General features: G+C 65.0%; 22 protein-coding genes. 17 read left to right on the forward strand and 5 right to left on the reverse strand.

The window, feature by feature from the left end:
- Positions 1-162: 162 nt before the first annotated feature.
- The gene (locus ACVNHC_RS10980) at positions 163-1,083 is read right to left on the reverse strand and encodes a LysR substrate-binding domain-containing protein (protein WP_050473056.1); all 921 of its coding nucleotides are present in this window, start codon (positions 1,081-1,083) and stop codon (positions 163-165) included.
- A 91-nt stretch (positions 1,084-1,174) separates the two neighbouring features.
- On the opposite strand from ACVNHC_RS10980, the gene ACVNHC_RS10985 reads away from it, so the two are divergent.
- Positions 1,175-2,329, forward strand: coding sequence for an acyl-CoA dehydrogenase family protein (locus ACVNHC_RS10985; RefSeq protein ID WP_457167273.1), 1,155 nt, complete (start codon positions 1,175-1,177; stop codon positions 2,327-2,329).
- Positions 2,330-2,393: 64 nt separating this feature from the next.
- On the opposite strand, the gene ACVNHC_RS10990 is transcribed toward ACVNHC_RS10985, so the two are convergent.
- Positions 2,394-4,331, reverse strand: a complete 1,938-nt coding sequence (locus ACVNHC_RS10990) for a 3-hydroxyacyl-CoA dehydrogenase NAD-binding domain-containing protein (protein WP_457167274.1) — start codon at positions 4,329-4,331, stop codon at positions 2,394-2,396.
- A gap of 303 nt (positions 4,332-4,634) precedes the next feature.
- On the opposite strand from ACVNHC_RS10990, the gene ACVNHC_RS10995 reads away from it, so the two are divergent.
- The 16 genes from ACVNHC_RS10995 to ACVNHC_RS11070 all read left to right on the forward strand — a co-directional run bounded on the left by ACVNHC_RS10995 (position 4,635) and on the right by ACVNHC_RS11070 (position 21,555).
- The gene (locus ACVNHC_RS10995; protein WP_457167275.1) at positions 4,635-5,435 is read left to right on the forward strand and encodes an alpha/beta fold hydrolase; all 801 of its coding nucleotides are present in this window, start codon (positions 4,635-4,637) and stop codon (positions 5,433-5,435) included.
- Positions 5,425-6,480 (forward strand): AbrB family transcriptional regulator, encoded by a 1,056-nt coding sequence (locus tag ACVNHC_RS11000; protein ID WP_457167276.1) that lies wholly within the window; start codon positions 5,425-5,427, stop codon positions 6,478-6,480. The genes ACVNHC_RS10995 and ACVNHC_RS11000 overlap by 11 nt, the downstream gene beginning before the upstream one ends.
- A gap of 20 nt (positions 6,481-6,500) precedes the next feature.
- Entirely contained in the window at positions 6,501-7,070 is a 570-nt protein-coding gene (locus ACVNHC_RS11005; RefSeq protein WP_457167277.1) for a carboxymuconolactone decarboxylase family protein, read from the forward strand.
- A 28-nt stretch (positions 7,071-7,098) separates the two neighbouring features.
- Positions 7,099-7,899, forward strand: a complete 801-nt coding sequence (locus ACVNHC_RS11010) for an SDR family NAD(P)-dependent oxidoreductase (protein ID WP_457167278.1) — start codon at positions 7,099-7,101, stop codon at positions 7,897-7,899.
- 89 nt (positions 7,900-7,988) lie between these two features.
- Positions 7,989-9,503 (forward strand): dihydrolipoyl dehydrogenase family protein, encoded by a 1,515-nt coding sequence (locus tag ACVNHC_RS11015; RefSeq protein WP_457167279.1) that lies wholly within the window; start codon positions 7,989-7,991, stop codon positions 9,501-9,503.
- Positions 9,500-10,117 (forward strand): CDP-alcohol phosphatidyltransferase family protein, encoded by a 618-nt coding sequence (locus ACVNHC_RS11020; protein ID WP_457167280.1) that lies wholly within the window; start codon positions 9,500-9,502, stop codon positions 10,115-10,117. The genes ACVNHC_RS11015 and ACVNHC_RS11020 overlap by 4 nt, the downstream gene beginning before the upstream one ends.
- Positions 10,118-10,235: 118 nt before the next feature.
- Positions 10,236-10,994: a TVP38/TMEM64 family protein gene (locus ACVNHC_RS11025; RefSeq protein WP_457167281.1), complete on the forward strand. Its 759-nt coding sequence runs from the start codon at positions 10,236-10,238 to the stop codon at positions 10,992-10,994.
- Positions 10,995-11,040: 46 nt separating this feature from the next.
- Positions 11,041-12,162 (forward strand): FAD-dependent oxidoreductase, encoded by a 1,122-nt coding sequence (locus tag ACVNHC_RS11030; RefSeq protein WP_457167282.1) that lies wholly within the window; start codon positions 11,041-11,043, stop codon positions 12,160-12,162.
- Positions 12,163-12,302: 140 nt separating this feature from the next.
- The gene (locus ACVNHC_RS11035; protein WP_457167283.1) at positions 12,303-12,719 is read left to right on the forward strand and encodes a hypothetical protein; all 417 of its coding nucleotides are present in this window, start codon (positions 12,303-12,305) and stop codon (positions 12,717-12,719) included.
- The gene (locus ACVNHC_RS11040; RefSeq protein ID WP_457167284.1) at positions 12,716-15,010 is read left to right on the forward strand and encodes a 4Fe-4S binding protein; all 2,295 of its coding nucleotides are present in this window, start codon (positions 12,716-12,718) and stop codon (positions 15,008-15,010) included. Before ACVNHC_RS11035 ends, ACVNHC_RS11040 begins: the two co-directional genes overlap by 4 nt.
- Positions 15,003-16,961: a TAT-dependent nitrous-oxide reductase gene (gene nosZ / locus ACVNHC_RS11045; protein WP_058899009.1), complete on the forward strand. Its 1,959-nt coding sequence runs from the start codon at positions 15,003-15,005 to the stop codon at positions 16,959-16,961. The genes ACVNHC_RS11040 and nosZ overlap by 8 nt, the downstream gene beginning before the upstream one ends.
- A gap of 1 nt (position 16,962) precedes the next feature.
- Positions 16,963-18,306 (forward strand): nitrous oxide reductase family maturation protein NosD, encoded by a 1,344-nt coding sequence (locus tag ACVNHC_RS11050; protein WP_457167285.1) that lies wholly within the window; start codon positions 16,963-16,965, stop codon positions 18,304-18,306.
- Positions 18,275-19,198: an ABC transporter ATP-binding protein gene (locus tag ACVNHC_RS11055; protein WP_457167286.1), complete on the forward strand. Its 924-nt coding sequence runs from the start codon at positions 18,275-18,277 to the stop codon at positions 19,196-19,198. The genes ACVNHC_RS11050 and ACVNHC_RS11055 overlap by 32 nt, the downstream gene beginning before the upstream one ends.
- Positions 19,195-20,016 carry an ABC transporter permease gene (locus ACVNHC_RS11060; protein ID WP_123195004.1) on the forward strand — a complete coding sequence of 274 codons (822 nt, stop codon included), beginning with the start codon at positions 19,195-19,197 and terminating at the stop codon, positions 20,014-20,016. The genes ACVNHC_RS11055 and ACVNHC_RS11060 overlap by 4 nt, the downstream gene beginning before the upstream one ends.
- Entirely contained in the window at positions 20,013-20,606 is a 594-nt protein-coding gene (locus ACVNHC_RS11065) for a nitrous oxide reductase accessory protein NosL (RefSeq protein WP_457167287.1), read from the forward strand. Before ACVNHC_RS11060 ends, ACVNHC_RS11065 begins: the two co-directional genes overlap by 4 nt.
- A 13-nt stretch (positions 20,607-20,619) precedes the next feature.
- A complete protein-coding gene (locus ACVNHC_RS11070) occupies positions 20,620-21,555 on the forward strand; it encodes an FAD:protein FMN transferase (RefSeq protein WP_457167288.1) in 936 nt (311 codons plus the stop codon).
- Between the two features lie 81 nt (positions 21,556-21,636).
- On the opposite strand, the gene ACVNHC_RS11075 is transcribed toward ACVNHC_RS11070, so the two are convergent.
- From ACVNHC_RS11075 to ACVNHC_RS11085, 3 genes are all read right to left on the reverse strand, one after another.
- Entirely contained in the window at positions 21,637-22,185 is a 549-nt protein-coding gene (locus ACVNHC_RS11075; RefSeq protein ID WP_457167289.1) for a DUF2478 domain-containing protein, read from the reverse strand.
- A gap of 11 nt (positions 22,186-22,196) precedes the next feature.
- Complete coding sequence (locus ACVNHC_RS11080; protein WP_457167290.1) at positions 22,197-22,817, reverse strand: carbonic anhydrase; 621 nt, start codon at positions 22,815-22,817, stop codon at positions 22,197-22,199.
- 101 nt (positions 22,818-22,918) lie between these two features.
- Positions 22,919-23,716, reverse strand: a complete 798-nt coding sequence (locus ACVNHC_RS11085; protein WP_457167291.1) for a peptidylprolyl isomerase — start codon at positions 23,714-23,716, stop codon at positions 22,919-22,921.
- Position 23,717 lies beyond the last annotated feature (1 nt).

The raw sequence follows: 23,717 nt of genomic DNA on the forward strand, positions 1-23,717 counted from the left end.
TGACGAAATGTTGGGCAAGCTAAAACATTGCAGGCGGGCAGGCTTGTAATTCAACCTGTTTTCACGATCCGCCCGGATTTGTGGGGCGTGCCCCAACAAATCATCAGGCAGCACGGAACCACTCCCGGCGTCAGGTAAACCGCCGCATTCTTCATGGAAGGCTCAAGCCGGCTTGCGCAGAGTTGAAAACTCCGGCGGCTCATTCACCTGTTCGAGCAGCCAGTCGATGAAGGCCCGCGTCTTGGGCGCAACGGAAAGGGTGGTCGGCCAGACGATGTGAAAGGCCGCGCCCGTAGGGACCGGACTGCGAAGCGGCTGGATCAGCCTTCCTGCAGCGAGTTCCTTCTCCAGCAGTCCCATCTGGCCGATGGCAAACCCCAGCCCCCTTTGAGCCGCGCTGTAGGTCAGCAATGAGCTGTCGAACTCCACACCTTCCCGGAACGGCAGATCGACCCCTGTTGCTTCCGCCCAGTCCTGCCAGGCGCGGCGGCGGTAACGCGAGTGCAGGAGTTCGGCTCCGATCAGATCCGCCGGCCTGGAGACCGGATGCTGCACCAAGTGCTCAGGGCTGCAGACCACGTCGATTTCCTCATCGAACAGGCGGCGGCTGCGCGCTTCACGCCAGGTTCCGGTGCCGAGCTGGATGGCGGCATCAAGATAGGTGCCACGGAAGTCCAGCGGCTCGACAACCGTATCCATGCGCACCCGCAGGCCGGGATGGCGGGCCTGAAAATCGGGAAGGCGCGGCATCAGCCAGAAATGCGCAATGCTGGGATAGAGCCGCAAATGGATCGTGCGCTCCGTCTCATGGCTCAGCATCCGCTGGGTGCAGCGCTCAAGCTCATCGAAAATCGTTGCGATCTCCGCCCCGAAAGCCCGGCCGACTTCGGTCAGCCGGGCCGAGCGTGAGCCCCGTTCAAACAGCCGGACATTGAGATAGTCCTCAAGGATCGCAATCTGGCGGCTGATCGCGACCTGACTGACGCCCATTTCCTGAGCCGCGGCGGTGAAGGTCTTGTGGCGCGCTGCGACAGAGAAGGCCCGCAATGGATTGAGCGGAAGATTCAGACGGCGATTATCCATAACTTCTAGTTTTCCTTATGTGAGAAAACCTCAGTTTTTCAGAGTCAAGAGCAGCATAAACTAAGTCAACCGCGAACCCAAGAATTGAAAAATGGACTTCACCCTTAGCAGCGAACAGCATCTGTTCCAGGAAACCGTGAGGCGCTTTGCGGCGAACGAACTGGCCGCAGGCGCGGCGGCGCGGGCCCGCAGCCCGGCCTATCCCTGGGATGTGGCCCGCAGGATGGCTGAGATGGGACTGATGGGCATTGCCCTGCCGGAGGAAGATGGCGGCATGGGCGGCACGCTGCTGGACTCCATCCTGGCCATCCAGGCGGTTGCGGAAATATGCCCCCGCAGTGCCGATACGATCCAGGCCGGGAACTTCGGCCCCGTCCGCACCTTCGCTGAATTCGCCACACGGGAACAGAAGGCAAGGTATCTCGGCCCGATCCTGCGCGGCGAGGCGGTGATTTCCCTTGGTATGACCGAGCCCGAAGCCGGCTCGGCTGTGACGGACTTGCAGACCTCCGCGACACCCGACGGCGAAGGCTTTCGCGTCAATGGCACCAAAGTCTTCGGAACCCACAGTACCGAGGCTCAGGTGTTTCTGGTCTACGTGCGGTTTGGCCCGGGTCTGGATGGCATCGGTTCGGTGCTGATCGAAAAAGGCGCACCCGGTTTCACCATCGGCCAGCCCTCCGCCTTCATGAACGGCGAGACATGGGCACAGCTCTATTTCGACGATGTCCATGTTGCCCCGCAGGACGTGCTGATCGGGCCCGGAGGTTTCCGCAAGCAGATCTCAGGCTTCAATGTGGAACGGCTCGGAAATGCGGCACGCGCCGTGGCTGCGGGGCGCCATGCGTTCAACATTGCCCGTGACCACGCCCTGCACCGCAGGCAATTCGGCCGGCCGCTCTGCGAGTTTCAAGGCATTCAGTGGAAATTCGCCGAGATGGCCATGAAGCTGGAAGCGGCACAGCTTCTGCTGATGCGGGCAGCGGTCAACGCGGGGCCGGGGCTGCCAAACGCCAATGAAACGGCACTTGCCAAACTCGCCTGCAACGAGGCTGGCTTTTTCGCCGCAAACGAGGCCTTGCAGGTGATGGGCGCAATGGGCTTCAGCGAAGACAGCACCGTGCAATATTGTCTGCGCCGCACCCGCGGCTGGATGATCGCCGGCGGATCGGTCGAGATCCTGAAGAACCGTGTGGCCGAAGACGTCTTCGGGCGCAGCTTCCCGCAGCGCCCGCCCCGTTCCTGAAAAGGCTCCGCGACCGGCGGCGCAGCCACGGCCATCATGCGAAAGACGGGCAAGACCACACCGGTCAGGCGCGGGCGAGGAACATCGGCCCGCCCTTGTGCCTTGGAAAGCCGTAGCCGGCGGTCATCACCACGTCGATGTCCGCCTCGCTTTCGGCAATCCCCTCATCCAGGATTGCCTGACCTTCGGCCTGCATGACGCGCAAAATACGGCCCATGATTTCGGCTTCACTGAAAGTCCGGCGCTCAAACCCTGCCCTGGCGCTTTCTTCTTCAATGATTTTCGTCACTTCGGCATCGGTCTGCGGCGTGTCACCGGTGTAGTCATACCAGCCCTTGCCAGTCTTGCGCCCCAGACGGCCTGCCTCGCACAATCTATCTGCAATGCGTGAATAACGCTCGCCAACAGGACGGTGCCCGGCTCTGGCCTTCCGCTGGGCCCAGGCGATGTCCAGCCCGCTCATGTCCTGCACCTTGTAAAGGCCCATGGCAAAACCGAAGGCCTCCATGGCGGCATCGATCTGATGGGGCAGCGCCCCCTCTTCCAGCATGAACTCACAATCCCGCCGGTAGGCACTCATGATGCGGTTTCCGATGAAGCCGTCACAGACGCCCGAAACGACGGCAATCTTCTTGAGATGCCGGGCCAATGCTCCGGCCGTTGCCAGGGCCGTCGAACCGGTGTTCCGGCCGCGCACCACTTCCAGAAGTTTCATCACATGGGCCGGAGAGAAGAAATGCAGGCCCAGCACACGGGCAGGATGGGCGGTCGCATCTGCCAGGACATTCACGTCCAGGTATGAGGTGTTGGTGGCCAGAACAGCCCCGGCGGGCATCACCCTGTCCAGTTCCGCAAACACTTCGCGCTTCACGGCCATGTCCTCAAACACCGCTTCAATCACGAGGGGGCAGTCCGCCAGAACAGCATAGTCAGATGCCGTGGCCAGCCGTGCCAGCGCTACGGTCTGCTCCCCGGCCGGAATTGCCCCCCGGGCGGCAGTGGCCGCCAGCGTGCTGGCAATGCGTTCCCGCGCCTTTTCCGCCGCCTCTGCGTCCCGCTCGATCAGCCGGACGCTTGAGCCCGCCAGCAGCAGCGCCGTGGCAATGCCGGCCCCCATTGTGCCGCCACCAATCACACCGGCCTGGTCAAGGCTGACGGGAGTGGCCTCCGTATCGCGCAGACTGCGGCCTGCATTCCGTTCGGCGAAGAAGACATGGCGCAGTGCTCTGGACTGATCGCTGAGGGACAGGCGCAGGAAACGCTCGCGCTCAGCCGCCAGAGCCTCAGCCGCCGGCAGCTGCGCGGCAGCACGCAGCGCCGCCAGCGCCTCCAGCGGCGCTTCGGCTCCCCGGCTCTTGCGGGCCAGAGCCCGTTCTTCTGCGTCCCAGTCAATCGCTTCTGCGCCGCGCACCGGCCTCTCCAGCAAGGGCAGGCCCGGGACGAAGGTCCGTGCCATGGCTTCGGCCGCTTCGATCAGATCGCCCTCCGCCAGTTGGTCCACAAGCCCGGCCTGCAGCGCCTCAGCCACATCGACAGGCTTGCCGCCGGTGATCATCCGGATCGCAAGATCCATCGGGACAAGACGGGGCAAGCGCACCGTGCCGCCGGACCCAGGCAGGATGCCCAGGTTTACTTCGGGCAGGCCCAGGCGGGTTTGCGGTTGGGCAATCCGGCCGTGACAGGCCATGGCCAGTTCCAGGCCGCCGCCCAGCACGGTTCCCTTCAACGCAGCGATCCAGGGCACGCGCGAGGTTGCAATGGCCCTCAGCACCTCCGGCAGAAAAGGCTCAAGCGGATTGCCAAGCTCGTTGATATCGGCGCCGGACACGAAGGTCTGGCCCACGCAGGAAAGCACCACGCCGGTGATGACAGCATCGCGCTCGACCTGCTCTGCCGCAGCCGCCAGCTCTTGGCGCACAGCCTGATTGAGTGCATTCACCGGCGGATTGCCGATGACGATGTGGGCAATGCTGCCGTGAACGGTCAAGGTGACGGGGTGCATGTATCCTCCGGTGACAGGTCTGGACGGGCGCAGGGACAGGCCGGCGTGAAGGCCGGGCAAATGGCACATGCTGAAAGACCGCAAGCATGCTTTCTTGCTCTGCTGCACGGCAGCACGCCCCGGCTGAACGCCCCCGTCCACAAAAGAAAGAATGCTGCGCGGGACCCTGCCCCACGCTGCCGGACTGTATATAAAAGGCGGGCTCGAAAGCTGTAACATAACCATTCGTCAGGCTAAGCCATACCTAAAGACAGTTGATCATGCCGGGGGAACGGCCGAACCTCGGCAGCAGGGAGAGGCTCAATGACTGACCTTCATTTCGAAGCGGACCCTGCAGGGCATCCGCCTTTGCTGCTGGTGCATGGCTTCCTGTCCAGCAGAAACCACTGGCTTGCGAATGCAAATCTCTCCAGACACTTCCGTCTGATCCGGGTTGATCTGCCCGCCCATGGCAAGAGCCCGGCACCGTCCGATGACCTGGCCTATACACCTGAGGCAATGACCTTCGCACTGGACCGGCTGCGCCAGCACCTCGGCATTGAGCGATGGTTCATGTGCGGCCAGAGTTTCGGTGCTGGACTGACGCTGCGCTACGCCCTGGACTATCCTGAAAGAGTGATCGCCCAGGCCTTTACCAATGCAAATGCGGCCCTGCGCGGCGCGTGGGATGACGCGCGTCTGGCCGCACATCAGGCGAGAATTGACGATCTGCGCGAAAACGGACGGCCCGCACTGCGCCGTTTCGCCTTCCATCCCTGTCATGCCCGCCGGTTTCCGGAGGAGATCCGCAAACAGCTCGCCTCGGATGCGGACAACTGCGATGTTGAAGGGATCATCCGGATCATGCGCATGGGCACGCCCCGTCTGTCCGTCATCGGCCGTCTTTCGGAGACGCAGGTTCCCTCGCTTCTGATCAACGGCCTGCGCGAGCGGGCCTTTCAGCCGGCCCGGGATCTGGCGCTGGCCACCTTGCCCGGCCTTCAGATCGCCGATCTGGACGGCGGACACTCCATCAACATCGAACAGTCCGAAGGCTTTGACAGCGCGGTAACCCGCTTTTTCACCGCCTGTCTGGCTGGAGTTGACCCATTCCATGCCCGTTAGATCGCTTGCAACCTTGCCGCTCATATATATTGCAGCGGCCTGTGGCGGCTGGGTGATGACACGCATCGGCGCGCCGCTGCCCTGGATGATCGGGCCGCTGATTGTCACCGCTCTCCTTTATGTCAGCGGCCTTGCCACACTGGTCATCCCGGTGAAGACGCGCCCGGCCGGACAGATCATTGTCGCGGCACAAGTGGGCCTCTTCTTCTCACCAGCCGCCTTCGGCAAGCTGATCGAGTTGTCGCCCCTTCTGGTCGGCATGGCCCTGGCCACCGCGGTTTGCGCCTGCCTGACGGCCTATGTTCTGGCCCGGCTGTCGGGCATGGGCATGGTTCCGGCCTTCCTCTCCACCATTCCCACCAGTCCGGTCGAAGCTGCCGTCATTGCCGAGAAGCTCGGCCTGCCGCATGGACCGGTGATCTTTGCCCAGACCCTGCGCATCGCCTCTATTGTCGTGCTGGTGCCGGTAGCACTCTACGCCGTGGACGGCTGGCCCGACCGGAGCAGCGCAGGCGCAGCCGCACCTGTCAGGCCGTTTGAGACGCTTGCTCTTTTTGCCGCGGCGGCTGCAACCGCTCTGGTTTTCCGCACGCTGCGGATCTCCAATCCCTTTTTCCTCGGGGCGCTTGCCGCATCTGCGGCAATCACCGCAGCTGGCGTGACGCTGGCCCCTTTTCCGCCCGTGGTCCTGTCCATGGCCCAGATCCTGCTCGGCACCTGGCTGGGTTCGACATTCCGCCGGTCGCTCTTCACTTCGGCGGGACGCCTGGTCGGATCGATTGCGCTGTCAACGCTGCTGTTTGTCCTGCTCAGCACCGCATGCGGCCTGATTTCTGCCAGCCTGCTGGGAATGGGATGGGAGAACCTGGTCCTTGGTGCGGCTCCCGGCGGCGTAACGGAGATGGCTTTGACGGCCAAATTCCTCGAACTGGACGTCGCCCTGATAACCGCATTTCACCTTGTCCGCATATTCCTGATCGTGCCCTTCATCCCTGCGCTCAGCAGGCTGATGCACCGTCTGGAGCAGCGGGCTCCGGACCGCTGACCGCCAACGAGGGCACAGATATGACAGACTGGCCACCGCAGCGCCTGAACGCCCCGGATCCATCAACCTACACAGCGCGGCAGCAGGAGATTCACCACGCGATCGCCTCCGGCCCGCGCGGCGGGGTTCGCGGACCGCTTGCCGTGTGGCTGCACCGCCCCGAACTTGCCGCTCTCGCCCAGGATCTCGGGCGCTACTGCCGCTACGACAGCACGCTGGACCCGTGCCTGTCGGAACTGGCGATCCTGGTCACAGGCCGCATCTTCGGATCGGAGTATGAATGGCAGGTCCACAAGGAACACGCTCTCAAGGCCGGTCTTTCCCCGGACCTCATTGAGGCGGTCCGGCTGAACCAGCGCCCTGCCTTCGCCAATGAAGAGCAGGAGGTGGTTCACGACGTGGCCCGTGCGGCACATGAGACACGGACCGTGGATGATGCGCTTTATGCAAGAGCTGTCGCTGTTCTGGGCGCGCAGCGCATGGTCGATCTGACCGGGCTGCTTGGCTACTACACCCTGATTTCCCTGACGATCAACATTTTCCGGATCCCGCCTTTGGGCAACACGCCCCCGGATCTGCCGGGCACCTGACCACAAGGAAACAAGGGAGGAGACTGACATGGCAAGACGTCTGGAGAACAAGGTCGCGATCATCACGGGCGCAGGCTGCGTTGGCCCAGGCTGGGGCAATGGGCGAGCGGCATGTGTGCGCTTTGCCGAAGAAGGTGCGAAGATCTTCGCCGTCGATCTGAAGCCGGAAACGATGGAGGAAACGCTCGCCCGCACCCGTGAGGCTGGCGGCGAGATCGAGCCCTATCTTTGCGATGTTACCAGCCAGAGCGCAGTGCTCGACATGGTCGAAGCCTGCATCGCCCGTTTCGGCCGGGTGGACATTCTGGTGAACAATGTCGGCGGCTCCGCCAAGGGAGGAGCGGTAGAACTGGACGAAGCCACCTGGCACCGTCAGCTGGATGTGAACCTGAAATCGGTCTTCCTCACCTGCAAGGCCGTTCTGCCGCATATGGTGGCGCAAGGGTCCGGCTCGATCATCAACACATCCTCCACCTCAGGGATACGTTACACGGGCTCCCCGCAGGCCGCTTACGCCGCTGCCAAGGCTGCGATCATCCAGTTTTCACGCGTCACCGCCGTCGAATTCGCGCCAAAGGGTATCCGTGTCAACACGGTCGTGCCCGGACAGTTGCACACGCCGATGGTCGAGACACGGCTGGCAGGACAGCGCATGGGGGGCGATGTCGATGCGCTGCTGCAATCGCGCCTCAAAAGGATCCCCATGGGCTGGATGGGCGATGGGCGCGACACCGCAAATGCGGCGCTCTTCCTCGCCTCGGACGAAGCGCGCTTTATCACCGGCACAGAGATCATCGTCGACGGCGGCATGAGTGTCCGCTGCGACTGAATACCAAGACGTGATGCAACGGCCCCGAAAACCCTGATAGAATTGTGGCTGGCCCGGGCTTCGAGCGCCGCATTTTTTGAAGGATCTTCATGGCATTGGCTGGCAAGGAGACAGAGGCAGCCAGGAGCGGCTGGACGAAGCCGAAGCGGTTCGACCGCAACCTGATCGTGATTGGCGCAGGGGCCGCCGGGCTGGTGTCTTCCTATATTGCGGCAGCGGCAAAGGCGAAGGTCACGCTTGTCGAGGCGCACAAGATGGGGGGCGATTGCCTCAATTTCGGCTGCGTGCCCTCGAAGGCGCTGATCCGGAGCGCAAAAGCCGCGCATCAGATGCGCCACGCAGACCGTTACGGCCTTGAAGCGGTGGAGCCCAAGGTCCCCTTTGCCCGTGTGATGGAACGCGTGCATCAGGTGATTGCCGCGATTGAGCCCCATGACAGCATCGAGCGCTACACCAGCCTTGGCGTCGAGGTGCTGCAAGGCTATGCAAGGCTTGTGGACCCTTGGACGGTAGAGATCGCCCTGAACGGCGGCGGAACACAGCGCCTGACGGCGCGCGCCATCATCCTTGCCACCGGCGCACAGCCCTTCGTGCCGCCCATCCCCGGGCTCGACACAACCGGCTATCTCACCTCCGACACCCTGTGGGAGAAGCTGCGTGGCAGGGCTGAGGCACCAAAGCGCCTTGCCGTGCTTGGCGGCGGGCCCATCGGCTGCGAGCTGGCCCAAAGCTTTGCCCGGCTCGGCTCTGCCGTAACGCAGATCGAAATGGCGCCCCGCCTGATGATGCGCGAGGACGAGGATGCAAGCGCCCTCGTCACGGCATCGCTGCAAGCCGATGGCGTAACGGTTCTGACCGGCCACAGGGCAGCAGCCTGCGGCGTGGCGGACAACGGGGAAAAATGGATCGAGGTGGAGAACGCAGGCGGCACAAGGCGCGTCATCTTTGACGAGCTGATCGTCGCCGTGGGCCGCGCCCCGCGTCTCAAGGGTTTCGGGCTGGAGGAGCTCGGCATCCGGGCGGACCGGGTGGTGGAGACCAATGACTATCTCCAGACGCTCCACCCCAGCATTCTGGCGGCGGGAGACGTGGCAGGCCCTTATCAATTCACCCATGTGGCCGGACATCAGGCCTGGTTTGCGGCCATCAATGCCCTGTTCGGGGACTTCAAGCGCCTCAAGGCCGATTACGGCATCATTCCCCGGGCAACCTTCACCGACCCGGAAGTGGCCCGCGTGGGTCTGTCCGAGGCCGAGGCAAAGGCGCAGAACATTCCCTATGAGGTGACGCGCTACGGGCTGGATGATCTCGACCGCGCCATTGCCGACGGTTCGGCCCATGGCTTCGTCAAGGTGCTGACGGCGCCCGGCAAGGACAGGATCCTCGGCGTCACCATTGCCGGGGAACATGCCGGTGATCTGCTGGCGGAATTCGTCTTTGCGATGAAGCACGGGCATGGCCTCGGCAAGATCCTCGGCACGATCCATATCTATCCAACGCTGGCAGAGGCCGGAAAGATGGCGGCGGGCCAGTGGCGGCGCAACCATATCAACGGCTTCCTGCTGTCCGTTCTGGAACGCTTCCACCGCTGGAGACGCGGATGATCGACGCCCGGCTTCTGCCCCTGCAACGCGCTGCCCTGCAGCCTCTGGCCGGATTTCTCGCCCGCCGGGGCGTCAGTGCAGACAGGCTCAGCATCACCGGCTTCCTCGCCGGGCTAGGCGCCTTTGCCGCACTTTGCTTCGGACAATGGCTGCCGGCTCTGCTGTTCATCCTGCTGAACCGCCTGCTCGACGGGCTGGACGGGGCCGTGGCGCGCATTCACGGCCCCACGGACCGGGGCGCCTATCTCGATATTGCGCTGGATATGGTCTTCTATGCGCTGATCCCGCTCGGCTTTGCCATTCAGGCACCGCAGGACCATGCCCTGCCCGCTGCCGTGCTGATTGTGTCCTTCGTCGGCACCGGCTCGTCCTTTCTGGCCTTCTCGGCTGTTGCGGCAAAGCGCGGGCGCAAGGCGCCGGAATTCCCCACCAAAGGCATCTACTATGCCGGGGGCCTTGCCGAGGGCTTCGAGACAATCGCCGTCTTTGCCGCCATGTGCCTGTTTCCCGGCCATTTTGCCGTGATCGCCTATGGCTTTGCCGCCCTCTGCGGCCTCACCACGCTCATCCGCTGGCGGCAGGGCTGGGTTGCCTTCTCTCAACCCGGACAGTGATGCAAAGAGCTTCCGCCGGGGGCTCGTGGGTGGCATTGATCAAGCCATAGTGACCACACGGACGGATGGCTTTGCGCAATATGGCAGGGCAAAGATATACCCGCACAGACAGGGAACCATGAGCGAACCCCGCACAGACACGCAGCAGCCGCCCGCGCAGCGCAGCCCATGGCGCTTCGGACCTGCCGTGCTGGTTGTGGCGGGCCTCGTGACCGGCTATGCGCTCGGACTGCAGGACTATCTGAGCCTTGACTATCTTGCCGGGCAGCGGGCGGCGCTCAGAGCCTATGTGGAGGCCCATATGCTGTGGTCTGCCGCCCTGTTCCTGACGGTCTATATTCTCGCCGTCGCCTTTTCCTTTCCAGCAGCATCGATCCTGACCGTGTTCGGCGGTTTTCTTTTTGGCTGGCTGGCGGGGGGCGCGCTGGTCGCCGCCGGTGCAACGATTGGCGCCTCGCTTCTCTTCCTCGCAACACGGTCGGCCTTCGGCGGCTTCCTGCGCCACAGGGTCAAAGGCGTCATGAAGACGCTGGCGGACGGCTTTCGGGAAAATGCCTTCGGCTATCTCTTCGCCATCCGCCTTGCCCCGGTCTTCCCGTTCTTCATGGTCAACATAGCCGCCGCCCTTTTTGACATCAGCCTTGGCCGGTTCGTAGCGGCGACGTTCTTCGGGATTTTGCCCGGCACCTTCGCCTATGCCTATTTGGGTCAGGGCGTGGACAGCGTGCTTGTGGCCGCAAAGGCATCCGGCCGTGAGGCGCAACTCTCCGATCTGGTGACGCGCGAGATCACCCTCGCCTTTTTCCTGCTGGCCGCATTTGCCCTTCTTCCCACACTGGTGAAGCTGATCCGCAAGCACAGCGCAGGCCGAGGCTGAGGCGGAAATGAATGGTCTGACCGCCTTGGCCAAACGGGAGCCCTGGATGCCTGACGCAGCACCCGAACCCGCCCCGATTGTGCTTCTCGGCGGCGGCCACGCCCATGTGGAGGTCATCCGCCATCTGGGCGGCATGCGCCTGCCCCGCAAGGTCACGCTCGTGTCTCCGGCCCGCCACACGCCCTATTCCGGCATGCTGCCCGGCTATGCCGCCGGAGAGTACCGCTTCGAGGATTTCCATATCGATCTGGCGGACCTGTGCGGGCGCTGCGGTGTGACGTTCCTTGAAACCGCCGCCACCGGCATCGATCCCGCAGCAAGGACGGTGACGCTTGCGGACGGAGGCACCCTTGAGTACAGCCTCCTGTCCATCGACACAGGCTCAACGCCCCAGCTCCCGCAAGGCCTGTCCGGCGGCATACCGGTGAAGCCGATTTCCCGCTTCACGCAGGCACTGGCGCAGCTGGACGCACTGGCCGCGAGCGCTGAAGCGCCGCTGCGGATCGCGGTGGTTGGCCAAGGGGTGGCAGGTGTTGAACTGGCCTTTTCCCTGCAGCAGCGCTTCGCCCATCGCGGGGTGCAGATCGCACTGGCCGGACGCTCGCACCGCCCTTTGCCGGAGCGCAGCAAACTTGCACAGCGGATGGTGGAACGAGAGCTGCACAGGGCCGGGATCAGCCATCATCCGGATTTTGATGCCATTGCCTTTTCAGATGGCCGGCTGACGGCGGGCGACGGCAGGCAGCTTGCGGCCGATGAGGTGGTCTGGGCCACCTCCAGCGGAGCACCTGGCTGGCTGCAAGGCAGCGGACTTGCCCTCGATGCGGCCGGCTTCATCCGGGTGGACGCCACGCTGCGGTCTGTCTCGCATCCCGATGTCTTCGCCGCCGGAGATGCCGCCTCCCTGCCCGAACCGAGGCCAAAGGCCGGGGTCTTTGCCGTCCGGCAGGGCCCTGTACTGGCGCAGAACATCCACCGCAGCCTCACGGGCACACCGCTGAAGCCCTACCGCCCTCAGCGCGCCTGGCTCGCACTCATCTCCCTTCCGGACGGGCGGGCGATTGCCGACAAATGGGGCCTTGCCGTATCCGGCCGCTGGGTGCGGCTCTGGAAGCATCACACCGACACGCGCTTCCTCCGGCGCTATCAAACGCCCCGGACTGAATAGACGCTTGCAAGCCAGCGGACCGGCGCAAGCGTCAGAAACACGAACATTCAGAAACATGAAAGAATCAACTCGATTGATTTTTTCAAATCTGATTGACGAGAATCAAAGAACTCTCGAGCCCGGTTGACCTAACTCGGGCTATGAACACCCGTGTCCCCCGGCCCGTCTTTTCCGTCCTGCTCGCCTGCCTGCTGGTGGCCGTGGCAGTGCTGACGGGCTTTGGCATGGGCGCAAAGGCCGGGGTGCCCCATACGGGCCAAAGTGCCGAGGTCATCGAATTCGTCATCTGCACCGACGATGGCATGCGCATCGTCAGGATGGATGAGCACGGGCAGGTGCTGGACGAAGACGCGAAAACCAGCCACCCGGCACCCTGCTGCGACGGCCAATGCCTCGGCTGCACCCAGTGTTCTTCTTCGGCAGGAAACCCGCCTGCGGTCTTTTCCCTTCCCGCCCCCGCCTCCAGCCAGCCCGCGCCCGCATGGGCCGCCGCGTTTGCACCCGGTTCGGTGCTGACGCGCGCCTCCCAGCGCGCACCGCCAAGGACAGGCCGATGACAGACTTGCGCTTCCGCACCTCCCCTGCGGCCCCTCCCTCATTCGTCCGCACCCTGCTCGCCGGACTGCTGACCGCCTTCCTGCTCCTGATCACACCGGCCGGGCCGGTGACGGCCCAACAGATCAAGGACAGCTCACAGCTTTCCCATTTCCTGCCGCAGGTCACCCCGGCCTCGCTGGTGGAAGGGGCAGATGCCTTTGGCCCTGTCCGGCCGGATCTTGCCGCCGCGCCCGTGCTGCGCAGTGGACAGACGATCGCCTATGCTTTCGTCACCTCCGACTTTGCCGGCACCACAGGCTATTCCGGCAAGCCCATCCACGTGATGGTGGCTATCGGCACCGATGGGCTGCTGAAGGGCGTGAAGCTTCTCAAGCATTCCGAGCCCATCGTCCTGGTCGGCATTCCCGAAGCGCGGATGGTGGAGCTGATCGAGGGCTACAAGGGCCTCGATATCGCAAAGGAAGCTGCATCCGGCGGCTCCAGCCACGACCTCAAGATCATTTCCGGCGCCACAGTCACGGTGATGGTGATCGACGATTCCGTCGTGCGCGCCAGCATCAAGGTGGCCCGCAGCCTCGGCCTCGGCGGGCTTTCCACCGAAGCCCCCGCCGCAGGCCCGCTGCGTGTCATCGATCCGGAAGTGAAAGCGGCTGACGACTGGCTGACGCAAACAGGAGACGGCACCCTCCGCCGCCTGTCGCTGGACGTGGGACAGGTCAATGCCGCCTTTGCCGCCCTGCCGGATCAGCGCGCCGCGGAGCGCCCGGAGGAGGGCCCGGCGGATGCCACCTTTATCGACCTCTATGCCACGCTCGTCAGCATTCCCGGCATTGGCGAAAGCCTGCTGGAGCCCGGCGAGAAGGCCGCCATCGATGCCTGGCTGAAGCCGGGGGACAGCGCGCTGCTGCTGACCGCCAGAGGCCGCTATTCCTTCAAGGGCTCGGGCTATGTGCGCGGCGGCATCTTCGACCGGGTGCATCTGATCCAGGGCGACATGTCCGTCCGCTTCCGCGACAGGGACCACAAGCGTGCAGGCCCGCTGGCTCTTGCCGGGGCGCCGGAGCTGAGCGAGCGCGACATCTTCCGCATTCCGGCGGACTCCGGCTTCAATCCGGCCGAGCCCTTCCGCATCCAGCTTCTGGTCCAGCGCAATGTGGGGCCGATCGAAAAGCTGTTCACCACCTTTGATCTCGGCTGGCAGCCCCCGGCGGCCTTCATCAAGACGCTGAGCCCCGCACCTGCGGAAGCCCCGGAAGCGTCAACGCCCGTAGCCGCAGATACGCCGCTGGCAGGCCTTGATGACGAAGCCAGCGCCAAGGCGCAGCTGTGGCAGCGCATCTGGCGCGGCAAGACGCTGGAAATCGCCGGTGTCACCATCATGCTGGCGGTACTGACCTTTGCCTTCTTCTTCCAGACCTTCCTCACCCGGTCGGCGCGGGTGACGCACTGGTTCCGGATGAGCTTCCTCACCGTGACGCTGGTGTTCCTCGGCTGGTACGCCAATGCGCAGCTGTCGGTGGTCAACATCTTCGCGCTGGCCGCCTCGGTGAAGTCCGGTTTCACCTGGGAAGCGTTCCTGCTCGATCCGCTGACCTTCATCCTGTGGTTCTCGGTGGCCGCCGCGCTGATCTTCTGGGGCCGGGGCGCCTATTGCGGCTGGCTGTGCCCCTTCGGCGCGCTGCAGGAGCTGACCAACCGCATTGCCCGTGCCTTCCGCGTGCCGCAGATCACCCTGCCCTGTGGCCTGCACGAGCGGCTGTGGGCGGTGAAATACATCGTCTTCCTCGGCCTGTTCGGCGTCTCCCTCGCCTCGCTGGAACAGGCCGAGCATCTGGCGGAGATCGAGCCGTTCAAGACCGCCATCGTGCTGAAATTCGCGCGCGGCTGGCCCTTTGTCCTTTATGCCGGCACGCTGCTGGTGGCCGGGCTGTTCGTCGAGCGTTTCTACTGCCGCTACCTGTGCCCGCTGGGCGCCGCCCTCGCCATTCCGGCCCGTGTCCGGATGTTCGACTGGCTGAAGCGCTACCACGAGTGCGGCAACCCCTGCCAAACCTGCGCCAACACCTGCCCGGTGCAGGCCATTCATCCGACCGGTGAGATCAACCCCAATGAATGCGTCAACTGCATGAATTGCCAGGTGCTCTACCAGTCCGAAACGAGATGCCCCGTCGTCATGCGCAAGCTGAAGCGGCGGGCAGCGGCCGGCACGGGCGAACGCCCGGCCCCGTCCGAGGGCCACAAGCCCGTGATCAACACGCCAAGCCAGCAAAAAGGACAAGCACATGTCTGATACGAATGAAACCGGCGGCCTCACACGCCGCCAGCTGATGGGCGCCACCGCCGCGGGCGGCGCGGCCCTGGGATCCGTGGCGGTAGGGGGCATTGCCCTGACGGCCGGCGGCACCGGCGCGCTGCTGACCAGCACCGGCGAAGCGGCAGCCGCCTCCGGAAGCAGCAGCGGCGCTGCCTCCGGCCATGTCGCGCCGGGTGAACTCGACGAATATTACGGCTTCTGGTCCTCCGGCCAGACGGGCGAGCTGCGCATCCTGGGCATTCCGTCCATGCGCGAGCTGATCCGCGTGCCGGTGTTCAACCGCTGCTCGGCCACCGGCTGGGGCCAGACGAACGAGTCGCTCAAGGTCCTGACCGAGAACATGACCGAGAAGACGAAGAAGTTCCTCGCCGCCAACGGCAAGAAGATCCACGACAACGGCGACCTGCACCACGTCCACATGTCCTTCACCGAGGGCAAGTATGACGGCCGCTTCCTGTTCATGAACGACAAGGCCAACACCCGCGTTGCCCGCGTGCGCTGCGACGTGATGCGGGCCGACAAGATCATCGAGATCCCCAATGCCAAGGCCATCCACGGCCTGCGCCCGCAGAAGTGGCCGCGCACCAACTATGTCTTCTGCAATGGCGAAGACGAGGGCCCGATGGTCAACGATGGCAAGATCCTCGATGATCCGTCCCAGTACGTGAACTTCTATACCGCCATCAATGCGGACGACATGACCATCGCCTGGCAGGTGATGGTGACCGGCAACCTCGACAACACCGATGCCGATTATGACGGCAAATACGCCTTCTCGACCTCCTACAACTCCGAAATGGGCACCACTCTGGCGGAAATGACCGCCTCCGACCGCGACCATGTGGTGGTGTTCAATCTGGCCGAGATCGAAAAGGGCATCGCTGCCGGCGACTATACCGAGCTGAACGGCGTCAAGGTCATCGACGGCCGCAAGGGCAAGAACAAGAAGTACACCCGCTACATCCCGATCCCGAACAATCCGCATGGCTGCAACATGGCCCCGGACAAGATCCACCTGTGCATCGGCGGCAAGCTGTCTCCGACCGTCTCGGTGATCGATGTGCGCAAGCTGGACGCCCTGTTCGAGACGGACGCCGATCCGCGCTCGGCGGTGGTGGCCGAACCGGAACTGGGCCTCGGGCCGCTCCACACCGCCTTCGACGGCAAGGGCAACGCCTATACGACGCTCTTCCTCGACAGCCAGGTGGTCTACTGGAACATCGAAAAGGCCGTGCGTGCCTTTGCCGGCGAGAAGGTTGACCCGATCATCTCCAAGACGGATGTGCACTACCAGCCGGGCCACAACTCCACCACCATGGGCGAGACCCTTGAGGCGGACGGCAAGTACTTCATGTCGATGAACAAGTTCTCCAAGGACCGCTACATCAATGTGGGGCCGCTGAAGCCGGAGAACGAGCAGCTCTTTGCCATCGATGGCGACAAGCTGACGCTGCTTCATGACGGGCCGACCTTCGCCGAGCCGCATGACTCCATCGTCGTGCACCGCTCCGTGGTGAACCCGGTGCATGTGTGGGACCGCAACGACCCCTTCTGGGAAGATGCCCGCAAGCAGGCCGAGGCCGATGGCGTGGACATCGACTACGCCGCCGACGTGATCCGCGACGGCAACAAGGTGCGCGTCTACATGCACTCGGTCGCCCCGGCCTTCAGCCTGGAAAGCTTCACCGTGAAGGAAGGTGACGAGGTGACCGTCTATGTGACCAACATGGACGACATCGAGGATCTGACCCACGGCTTCTGCCTGGGGGACCACGGTATCGCCATGGAAGTGGCGCCGCAGGCGACCGCATCGGTGACCTTCACCGCCGCCAAGCCGGGTGTCTACTGGTACTACTGCCAGTGGTTCTGTCATGCGCTGCACATGGAAATGCGCGGCCGCATGTTCGTCGAACCGAAGGAAGCCTGAGATGCAGCGCGTCCCGGCACTCCTCCTGCTGGCGTTCTGTCTCGCTGCCGCCCTTCCGGCGGCAGCGGAAACGCGGCAGGTTGCGCCCGTGCCGGGCGCGCTGGCGCAGGCAATCGCCGGGGCCAGCCCCGGCGATATCCTCGTGCTGGAGCCGGGAGACCATCCCGGCCCAGTCACGCTGGACTTCCCCCTGACGCTGCAAGGCAAGCCAGGCGCCCGCCTCACCGGCGACGGCACCGGCAACACGGTCACCATCACAGGCCCGGATGTGACGGTCACAGGCCTTGCCATCAGCGGCTCGGGCGATGATGCCACGGCAATCAGCAGCGGCATTTTCGTGGCCAGAACCGCCAGCAACGCCCGGATCGCGAACAATCATCTGATGGGCAATCTGCACGGCATCACCCTGCATGGCGCGGCGGACAGCCTTGTCACCGGCAACCGGATCGACGGACGGCAGAGCGGGCGCGTCAATGACCGGGGTAACGGCATCTATGTCTGGAATGCACCGGGCACCGTCGTGGAAGGCAATGACATCCGCTGGGGGCGGGACGGCATCTTCGCCAATGCCTCGAAGCAGAACATCTTCCGCAACAACCGCATGCGGGACCTGCGCTTTGCGGTCCATTACATGTACACCAACAACAGCGAGATCTCGGGCAATGTCTCCATCGGCAACACGCTCGGCTTTGCGCTGATGTTCTCCAACAGGATCACCGTGACGGACAACCAGTCGCTGGCCGACCGGCGCCACGGGCTGATGCTGAACTATGCCAACAATGCGGTTGTCTCCGGCAATCTGGTGCGCGGCGGACGGGCCGAGAAATGCACCTTCATCTACAACGCCCACAAGAACCGCATTTCCGGCAACCGCTTTGAAGGCTGCGAGACAGGCATCCACTTCACCGCCGGATCGGAGCGCAACGTCATCACCGGCAATGCCTTCATCGGCAACCGCAATCAGGTGAAATATGTCGGCACGCGGTATGTGGAATGGAGCGAAGCGGGACGGGGCAACTACTGGTCCGACCACACTGCCTTTGACCTCAACGGCGACGGCATCGCCGACAGCGTGTTCCGCCCCAATGACCTGATGGATCACATCCTCTGGTCCCAGCCGGCCGCCAAGCTGCTGCTCGGCTCCCCGGCTGTGCAGCTGGTGCGCTGGAGCCAGGAATCCTTCCCCGCCATTCTGCCCGGCGGTGTCACCGACAGTGCGCCGCTGACCCGGCCCTTTTCCATTCCCGTGAGCGCAGAAAACGCCGCGCTCGAACAGCGCGCGCTTGAAGCCGCAAGCCAGAGACAGCAAGCCGATGACGATCCTGAAGATCTCGCAGCTCACTAAGACCTTCGGGTCCTTGACCGCCCTTGCCGCCGCCGGTCTCGGCGTGGCGCGGGGCGAGCGGGTGGCCCTGATCGGCCACAATGGCGCGGGCAAATCGACCCTGATGAAGATCGTGCTCGGGCTGCTGCCTGCAGACAGCGGCACGGTGACGGTCAATGGCCACCGCCCCGGCAGCCAGGAGGCGCGGGAGGTGACGGCCTATCTGCCGGAGAACGCCGCCTTTCATCCGGCACTGACCGGGCGCGAGCAGATCAGCCTCTATCTGCGCCTGCGCGGCGAGCCGGCCGCCAAGGCCCCTGCCCTGCTGGAGCGGGTGGGGCTGGCGCATGCAATGAACCGGCGCATCGGCACCTATTCCAAGGGTATGCGCCAGCGTGTCGGCCTGGCGCAGGCGCTGATCGGGTGGCCGCAGCTGATGGTGCTGGACGAACCGACCAGCGGACTTGACCCGCTGTCACGGCAGGAGTTCTACGCCATCCTGGACGAGCTGGCACGGGAAGGCACGGCCATCCTCCATTCCTCCCACGCCCTGACCGAAGTCGAAGCGCGGACGGACCGGATCGCCATCCTGTCGCAAGGGCGGCTGATGGCCCATGACACGCTGGCGGCCCTGCGGCTCTCCGCCCGCCTGCCGGTGCGCTTCCACCTCACCCTTGCGCCCGGCCAGCGGGACGCGGTCACGGCTGCGCTGGCTGAAAGGCTGGCGGATGGGGAGATGAGCGCCGCAGCAGCGACCGGCGGCGCACGGCTCGATCTGGCCTGCGCGCCGGAGCGCAAGCTCGCGGTGCTGCGGGCGGTGTCGGAACTGGGCGCGCTTGTCGAGGATGTCGAGATCATCCCGCCCAGCCTTGAGGACATCTACACCCATTTCAGCAAGAGGGGCGAAGGATGAGCCGCCTTCTCGCCGCCGCTTCGGCGGAATTCCGCATAGCCCTGCGCAACCGCTGGGTCGCGGTCGCCATGGCCATCATGGTGCTCTTTGCCGCCGTTCTCTCGGCGGCAGGCTCCGCCCCGATGGGGGAGCTGGGCGCGGACAGGCTCAGCGTCACCGTCGCCAGCCTCACCTCGCTCGGCGTCTATCTGGTGCCGCTGATCGCCCTGCTCATGTCCTTTGACGCGATTGCCGGAGAGGTGGAGCGCGGCACGCTAGCCCTGGTGCTCGCCTATCCGGTCAAGCGCTGGCAGCTGGTGGCAGGCAAGTTCGCCGCCCATCTCGTCATCCTAGCGCTTGCCGTTGTTGCGGGCTACGGCATCGCCGCCGCCATGGCCTTTTCCGGCGGAGCGGACGCCGTGCGAGGCCTTCCCGCCCTGTGGCGGCTGACATGGACATCGCTGCTGCTGGGCGCAGTGTTCCTCGGCGCCGGTTACACGGTGTCCGCACTGGCCCGGCGGCCCGGCACGGCGGCCTCGCTGGTCATCGCCCTGTGGCTCGTCATGATCGTGCTCTACGATCTGGCACTGCTGGCCGGTGTTGCCGCAGACGGCGGCGGCTATTTCACCACCCGCATCTTCCCGCTGGCGCTGCTGGCAAACCCCGCCGACGCCTTCCGGCTGTTCAATCTCGCAGCATCCGAGGCCACCGCCGCCGCCTCCGGCATCAGCGGGGCTGCGGACGCCATTCCCCCGGCCCAGCCGCTTCTCTCCCTCGTGCTCTGGGCCTTGGCCGCCTTTGCCGCGGCCATCGCCGCCTTCCGGAGGATCACCCCATGACCCGCCAGACATGTTCCCGCCAGACATGTTCCCGCCCGCGCCTGCAATTTGCCCTTCTGCCGCTCGCCCTGCTTCTGGCGGCCTGCCAGCCGGAAGCCGCCACCCAGCGGCCGGAGCCGGTGGCGATGACGGCTGCCTCGCTCGGCCATTATTGCCAGATGAACCTGCTGGAGCACCCGGGCCCCAAGGCGCAGGTGCATCTGGCGGGCATGGACGGCAAGCCGCTGTTCTTCAGTCAGGTGCGCGATGCCATCGCCTATCAGCGCATGCCAGAGCAGAGCGGCGTCATCACCGCCATCTATGTGAGCGACATGGGCAAGGCCGAAAGCTGGGACGAGCCGGGCGCGGACAACTGGATCGCCGCTGATGCCGCCATCTATGTCACCGGCGCCACGGTGCAGGGCGGCATGGGCGCGCCGGAACTGGTGCCCTTTGCCAGCCGCGAGAAGGCGCAAGCCTTTGCGGCCGGGCATGGCGGTCAGCTGGTGACGCTCAAGGATATCCCGGACGAAGAAATTCTGGCGCCGGTGGAATTTGCGACGGACGCGGACGGCAATTTCCTGCCGCCGGAAAATGCAACGCTGAACTGAAGGAAACGGGATCATGACCGCCCTGTCACGCCGCCGCTTTCTCACCATCTCCGCCAGCGCTGTGTCCGCTGCCACCCTTGCGGCACATCCGGCGCTGGCTGCAGCCTCGCCCATGCCGGTCAGCACCTGGCGCGGCACGGCGCTTGGCAGCGCCGCCCGCATCACGCTGGCCCATCCGCAGGCAGACAGCCTGTTCGCGGGCATCGAGGCGGAACTGAACCGGCTGGAGAACATCTTCAGCCTCTACCGGTCCGGCAGCGCCCTTTCCCGCCTCAACCGTGACAGCATCCTGAGGGACCCGGCGCCGGAGCTGCTGGAATGCCTGAGCATCACAGGTGCGGTTTGGCGGGCGACGGAGGGCGCCTTCGACCCCACGGTGCAGCCGCTCTGGGCCGCCTATGCGCAGGCCTCGGTTGAAGGCAAGACACCAGATGCAGACGAACTGGCAGAGCGCCTTGCCCTCACCGGCTGGCCGCTGGTGGAGCTGGAGGCAGATGCCATACGCCTGACCCGCAAGGGCGCCGGCCTCACCCTCAACGGCATCGCCCAGGGCTATATCGCCGACCGGATCGCGGCATGGCTGAGCGCTGCAGGCCTCACGGGCATTCTGATCGACACCGGCGAAATCCGCGCACTCGGCGGACAACCCGGCGGCGGGGACTGGGACGTGACGCTGGCAGGCGGGCGGGGATCGCACAGGCTGCGGGACCGGGCGCTCGCCACATCCGCACCGCTGGGCACCACCTTTGATCAGGCAGGCACCACGGGACATATTCTTGACCCGCGCAGCGGCCTGCCCGCCCGGCAGGGCTGGACGCAGGTCAGCGTCACCGCCCCGGCAGCGGCCCTTGCCGATGCGCTCTCCACCGCCTTCTGCCTGATGACACGGCAGGAGATTGATACCGCGCTGGCGGCCATGCCGCAGGCGAGCCTCGTCAATCTGAGCTGACGCAGCTCAGCCCGGCGACGCCACCCGGTCTTCACACGCGCATCGGCGGGCTAACCGGATCAGTCCTGATTGCCTCCGGCCTCAGGCCGGCTCCAGGGCGGCGCCGCTAAGCTGCGCCTCGCCAGAGACGGAGAGAACCCAGCTCACCACCGCCTCAACCTCGCAGGGCAGCCGCGTGGCAAGGCCTTCGGCGAAGGCCTCAAAGGCTGGCAGGTTGAGCCCATTGATGCCGGTGACGACCGGCCGGCCTGCCGCCAGGTGCTCGGCGATAAGATCGCGGAAGCCCCTGCCCTCCCCTTCCTGCCTGCCGAACTTGTTGAGCAGGAAGACCCCGGCTGGCCCTTCGGCACAGGAGAGCTGCACCTGCATCACCGCCTCTTCCAGCGCCGCCGGGTCCAGCCGGCAGCCACGCGAATGGCGGCCCAATTGCTGCGAGATGCAGATCTGCGGCCCATCGGGCAGCACCAGCAGGTCCGTTTCGCACGGATGGCCAGCCTCCGCAGCGGACGGCAGGGCCACCGTTCCGGCAAGCCTCACCCCTGCCGCTTTGAGGCGGACAGAGGCTTCCAGCAGAACCGGGTCAACGGACCCGGCTTCTTCTGCGAGGATATAGGCGAGCGGAAAATCCATTACGGCCTCCTTCATGGCGATATCTCATGTGCGGCGGCCTGCAAGGCAACCTGCTGCGGGCGGGCCATGGAGCAGTGAAGATCGCGCAAGAGCCCGTCCGACAGATCATAGATCAGGCCATGGATGGCGATATCCTCGCCCCGGGCCCAGGCCCGCTGCAGGATCGGAGTTTCGGCAACGCGGCGCACGCCCTCGATGACGTTATATTCCGCCAGCCGGTCGCGCCGGGCGGCCAAGTCAGGCTCGCAGGCAAGATCCAGCGCATGCAGCCGCTCCAGCCGCCGGACTGGCTCCAGCCAGTGATCGGCAAGTCCATGCGGCAAGTCCTCCGTCGCCGCCCGCACGCCGCCGCAGCCATAGTGGCCGCAGATGATGATCTGGCGGATCGACAGGGCTTCCACGGCAAATTCCAGCGTGCTCAGGAGGTTCATGTCGGAGGAATGAACCACATTGGCAACGTTGCGGTGGACGAAAACCTCGCCCGGATCAAGTCCCGCCACCACATTGGCCGGAACGCGGCTGTCGGAACAGCCGATCCAGAAGAACTCGGGCGCCTGATGGCTGGCGAGGCGGGCAAAGTAGCCCGGCTCCGCCGCCTGCCGCTGGGCCGACCAGACCCGGTTGCGCGCCATCAGCGCCTCCAGCGCCACGGCCGGAGGGTGAGCTGACCCGCCGCAGCAACCGCAGCCATTCCCGTGACTGCCGGCAGGCGGGAGAGGTTCGGACTGGCCCATCAGCTTTCCTCCATGGCAATGCCTTCGATCCGCGCCGCGCCGACAAGCTGCGCAACGAGATCGCGCGAGGCCCGTGCCCAGGCCGCCCGCTCCAGCGCTTCTGCGATGACAGGCCGGACCGTGGCAAAGGGCAGAGGCTGGCCCGGTGCATGGGCATGGACCTTGATGATGTGAAAGCCGAAACGGCTCGCCACCGGCTCCCGCGACAGACCGCCCTCGGGCACAGCAGCAAGCGCTGCCTCGAACTCCGGCACCATCTGGCCGGTGAAGATCTGACCCAGGGCGCCGCCCGCCTCACGCGAACCGCAGTCGCTTTCGCTCCGCGCCAGCACAGCGAAGGCCTCCGGTTCGCGCTCCAGCCGGGCGAGGATCTGCCCGGCCCGGTCTTCCGCCGCCGCCCGCGCCTTGGCATCGGAGGGAGCAGCAGCACACAGGATATGGGAGGCATCCCAGAGATCCGGCGAGCGGTAACGCTCCGGATGCGCCTGCCATTCGGCCATCACTTCGGCTTCGGATGGCGGGGTTACCTCCAGCGCCACGTCGAGAAGGGCACGGATGCGGGCCTCTTCCTCCGTTTCGCGGCGGGCACCGCCAAGATCTTCCGGCTCGGCGGCGACACCGCGCCGCAGGGCTTCGTCCAGCAGCAGCTGGCGGATGGCGAGCGCCCTTGCGGCGGCGCGCCAGGCATCTCCCGGACGCCCTGAGGCGGCCGGATGGTTCTGCGCTTCAGCCGCAATGCGGCTGGCGGGAATGACGGTTCCGTTGACCGTGATGACGGGGGTGGCAACGCTGGCCATG

The organism is Pannonibacter sp. Q-1, from assembly GCF_054073275.1.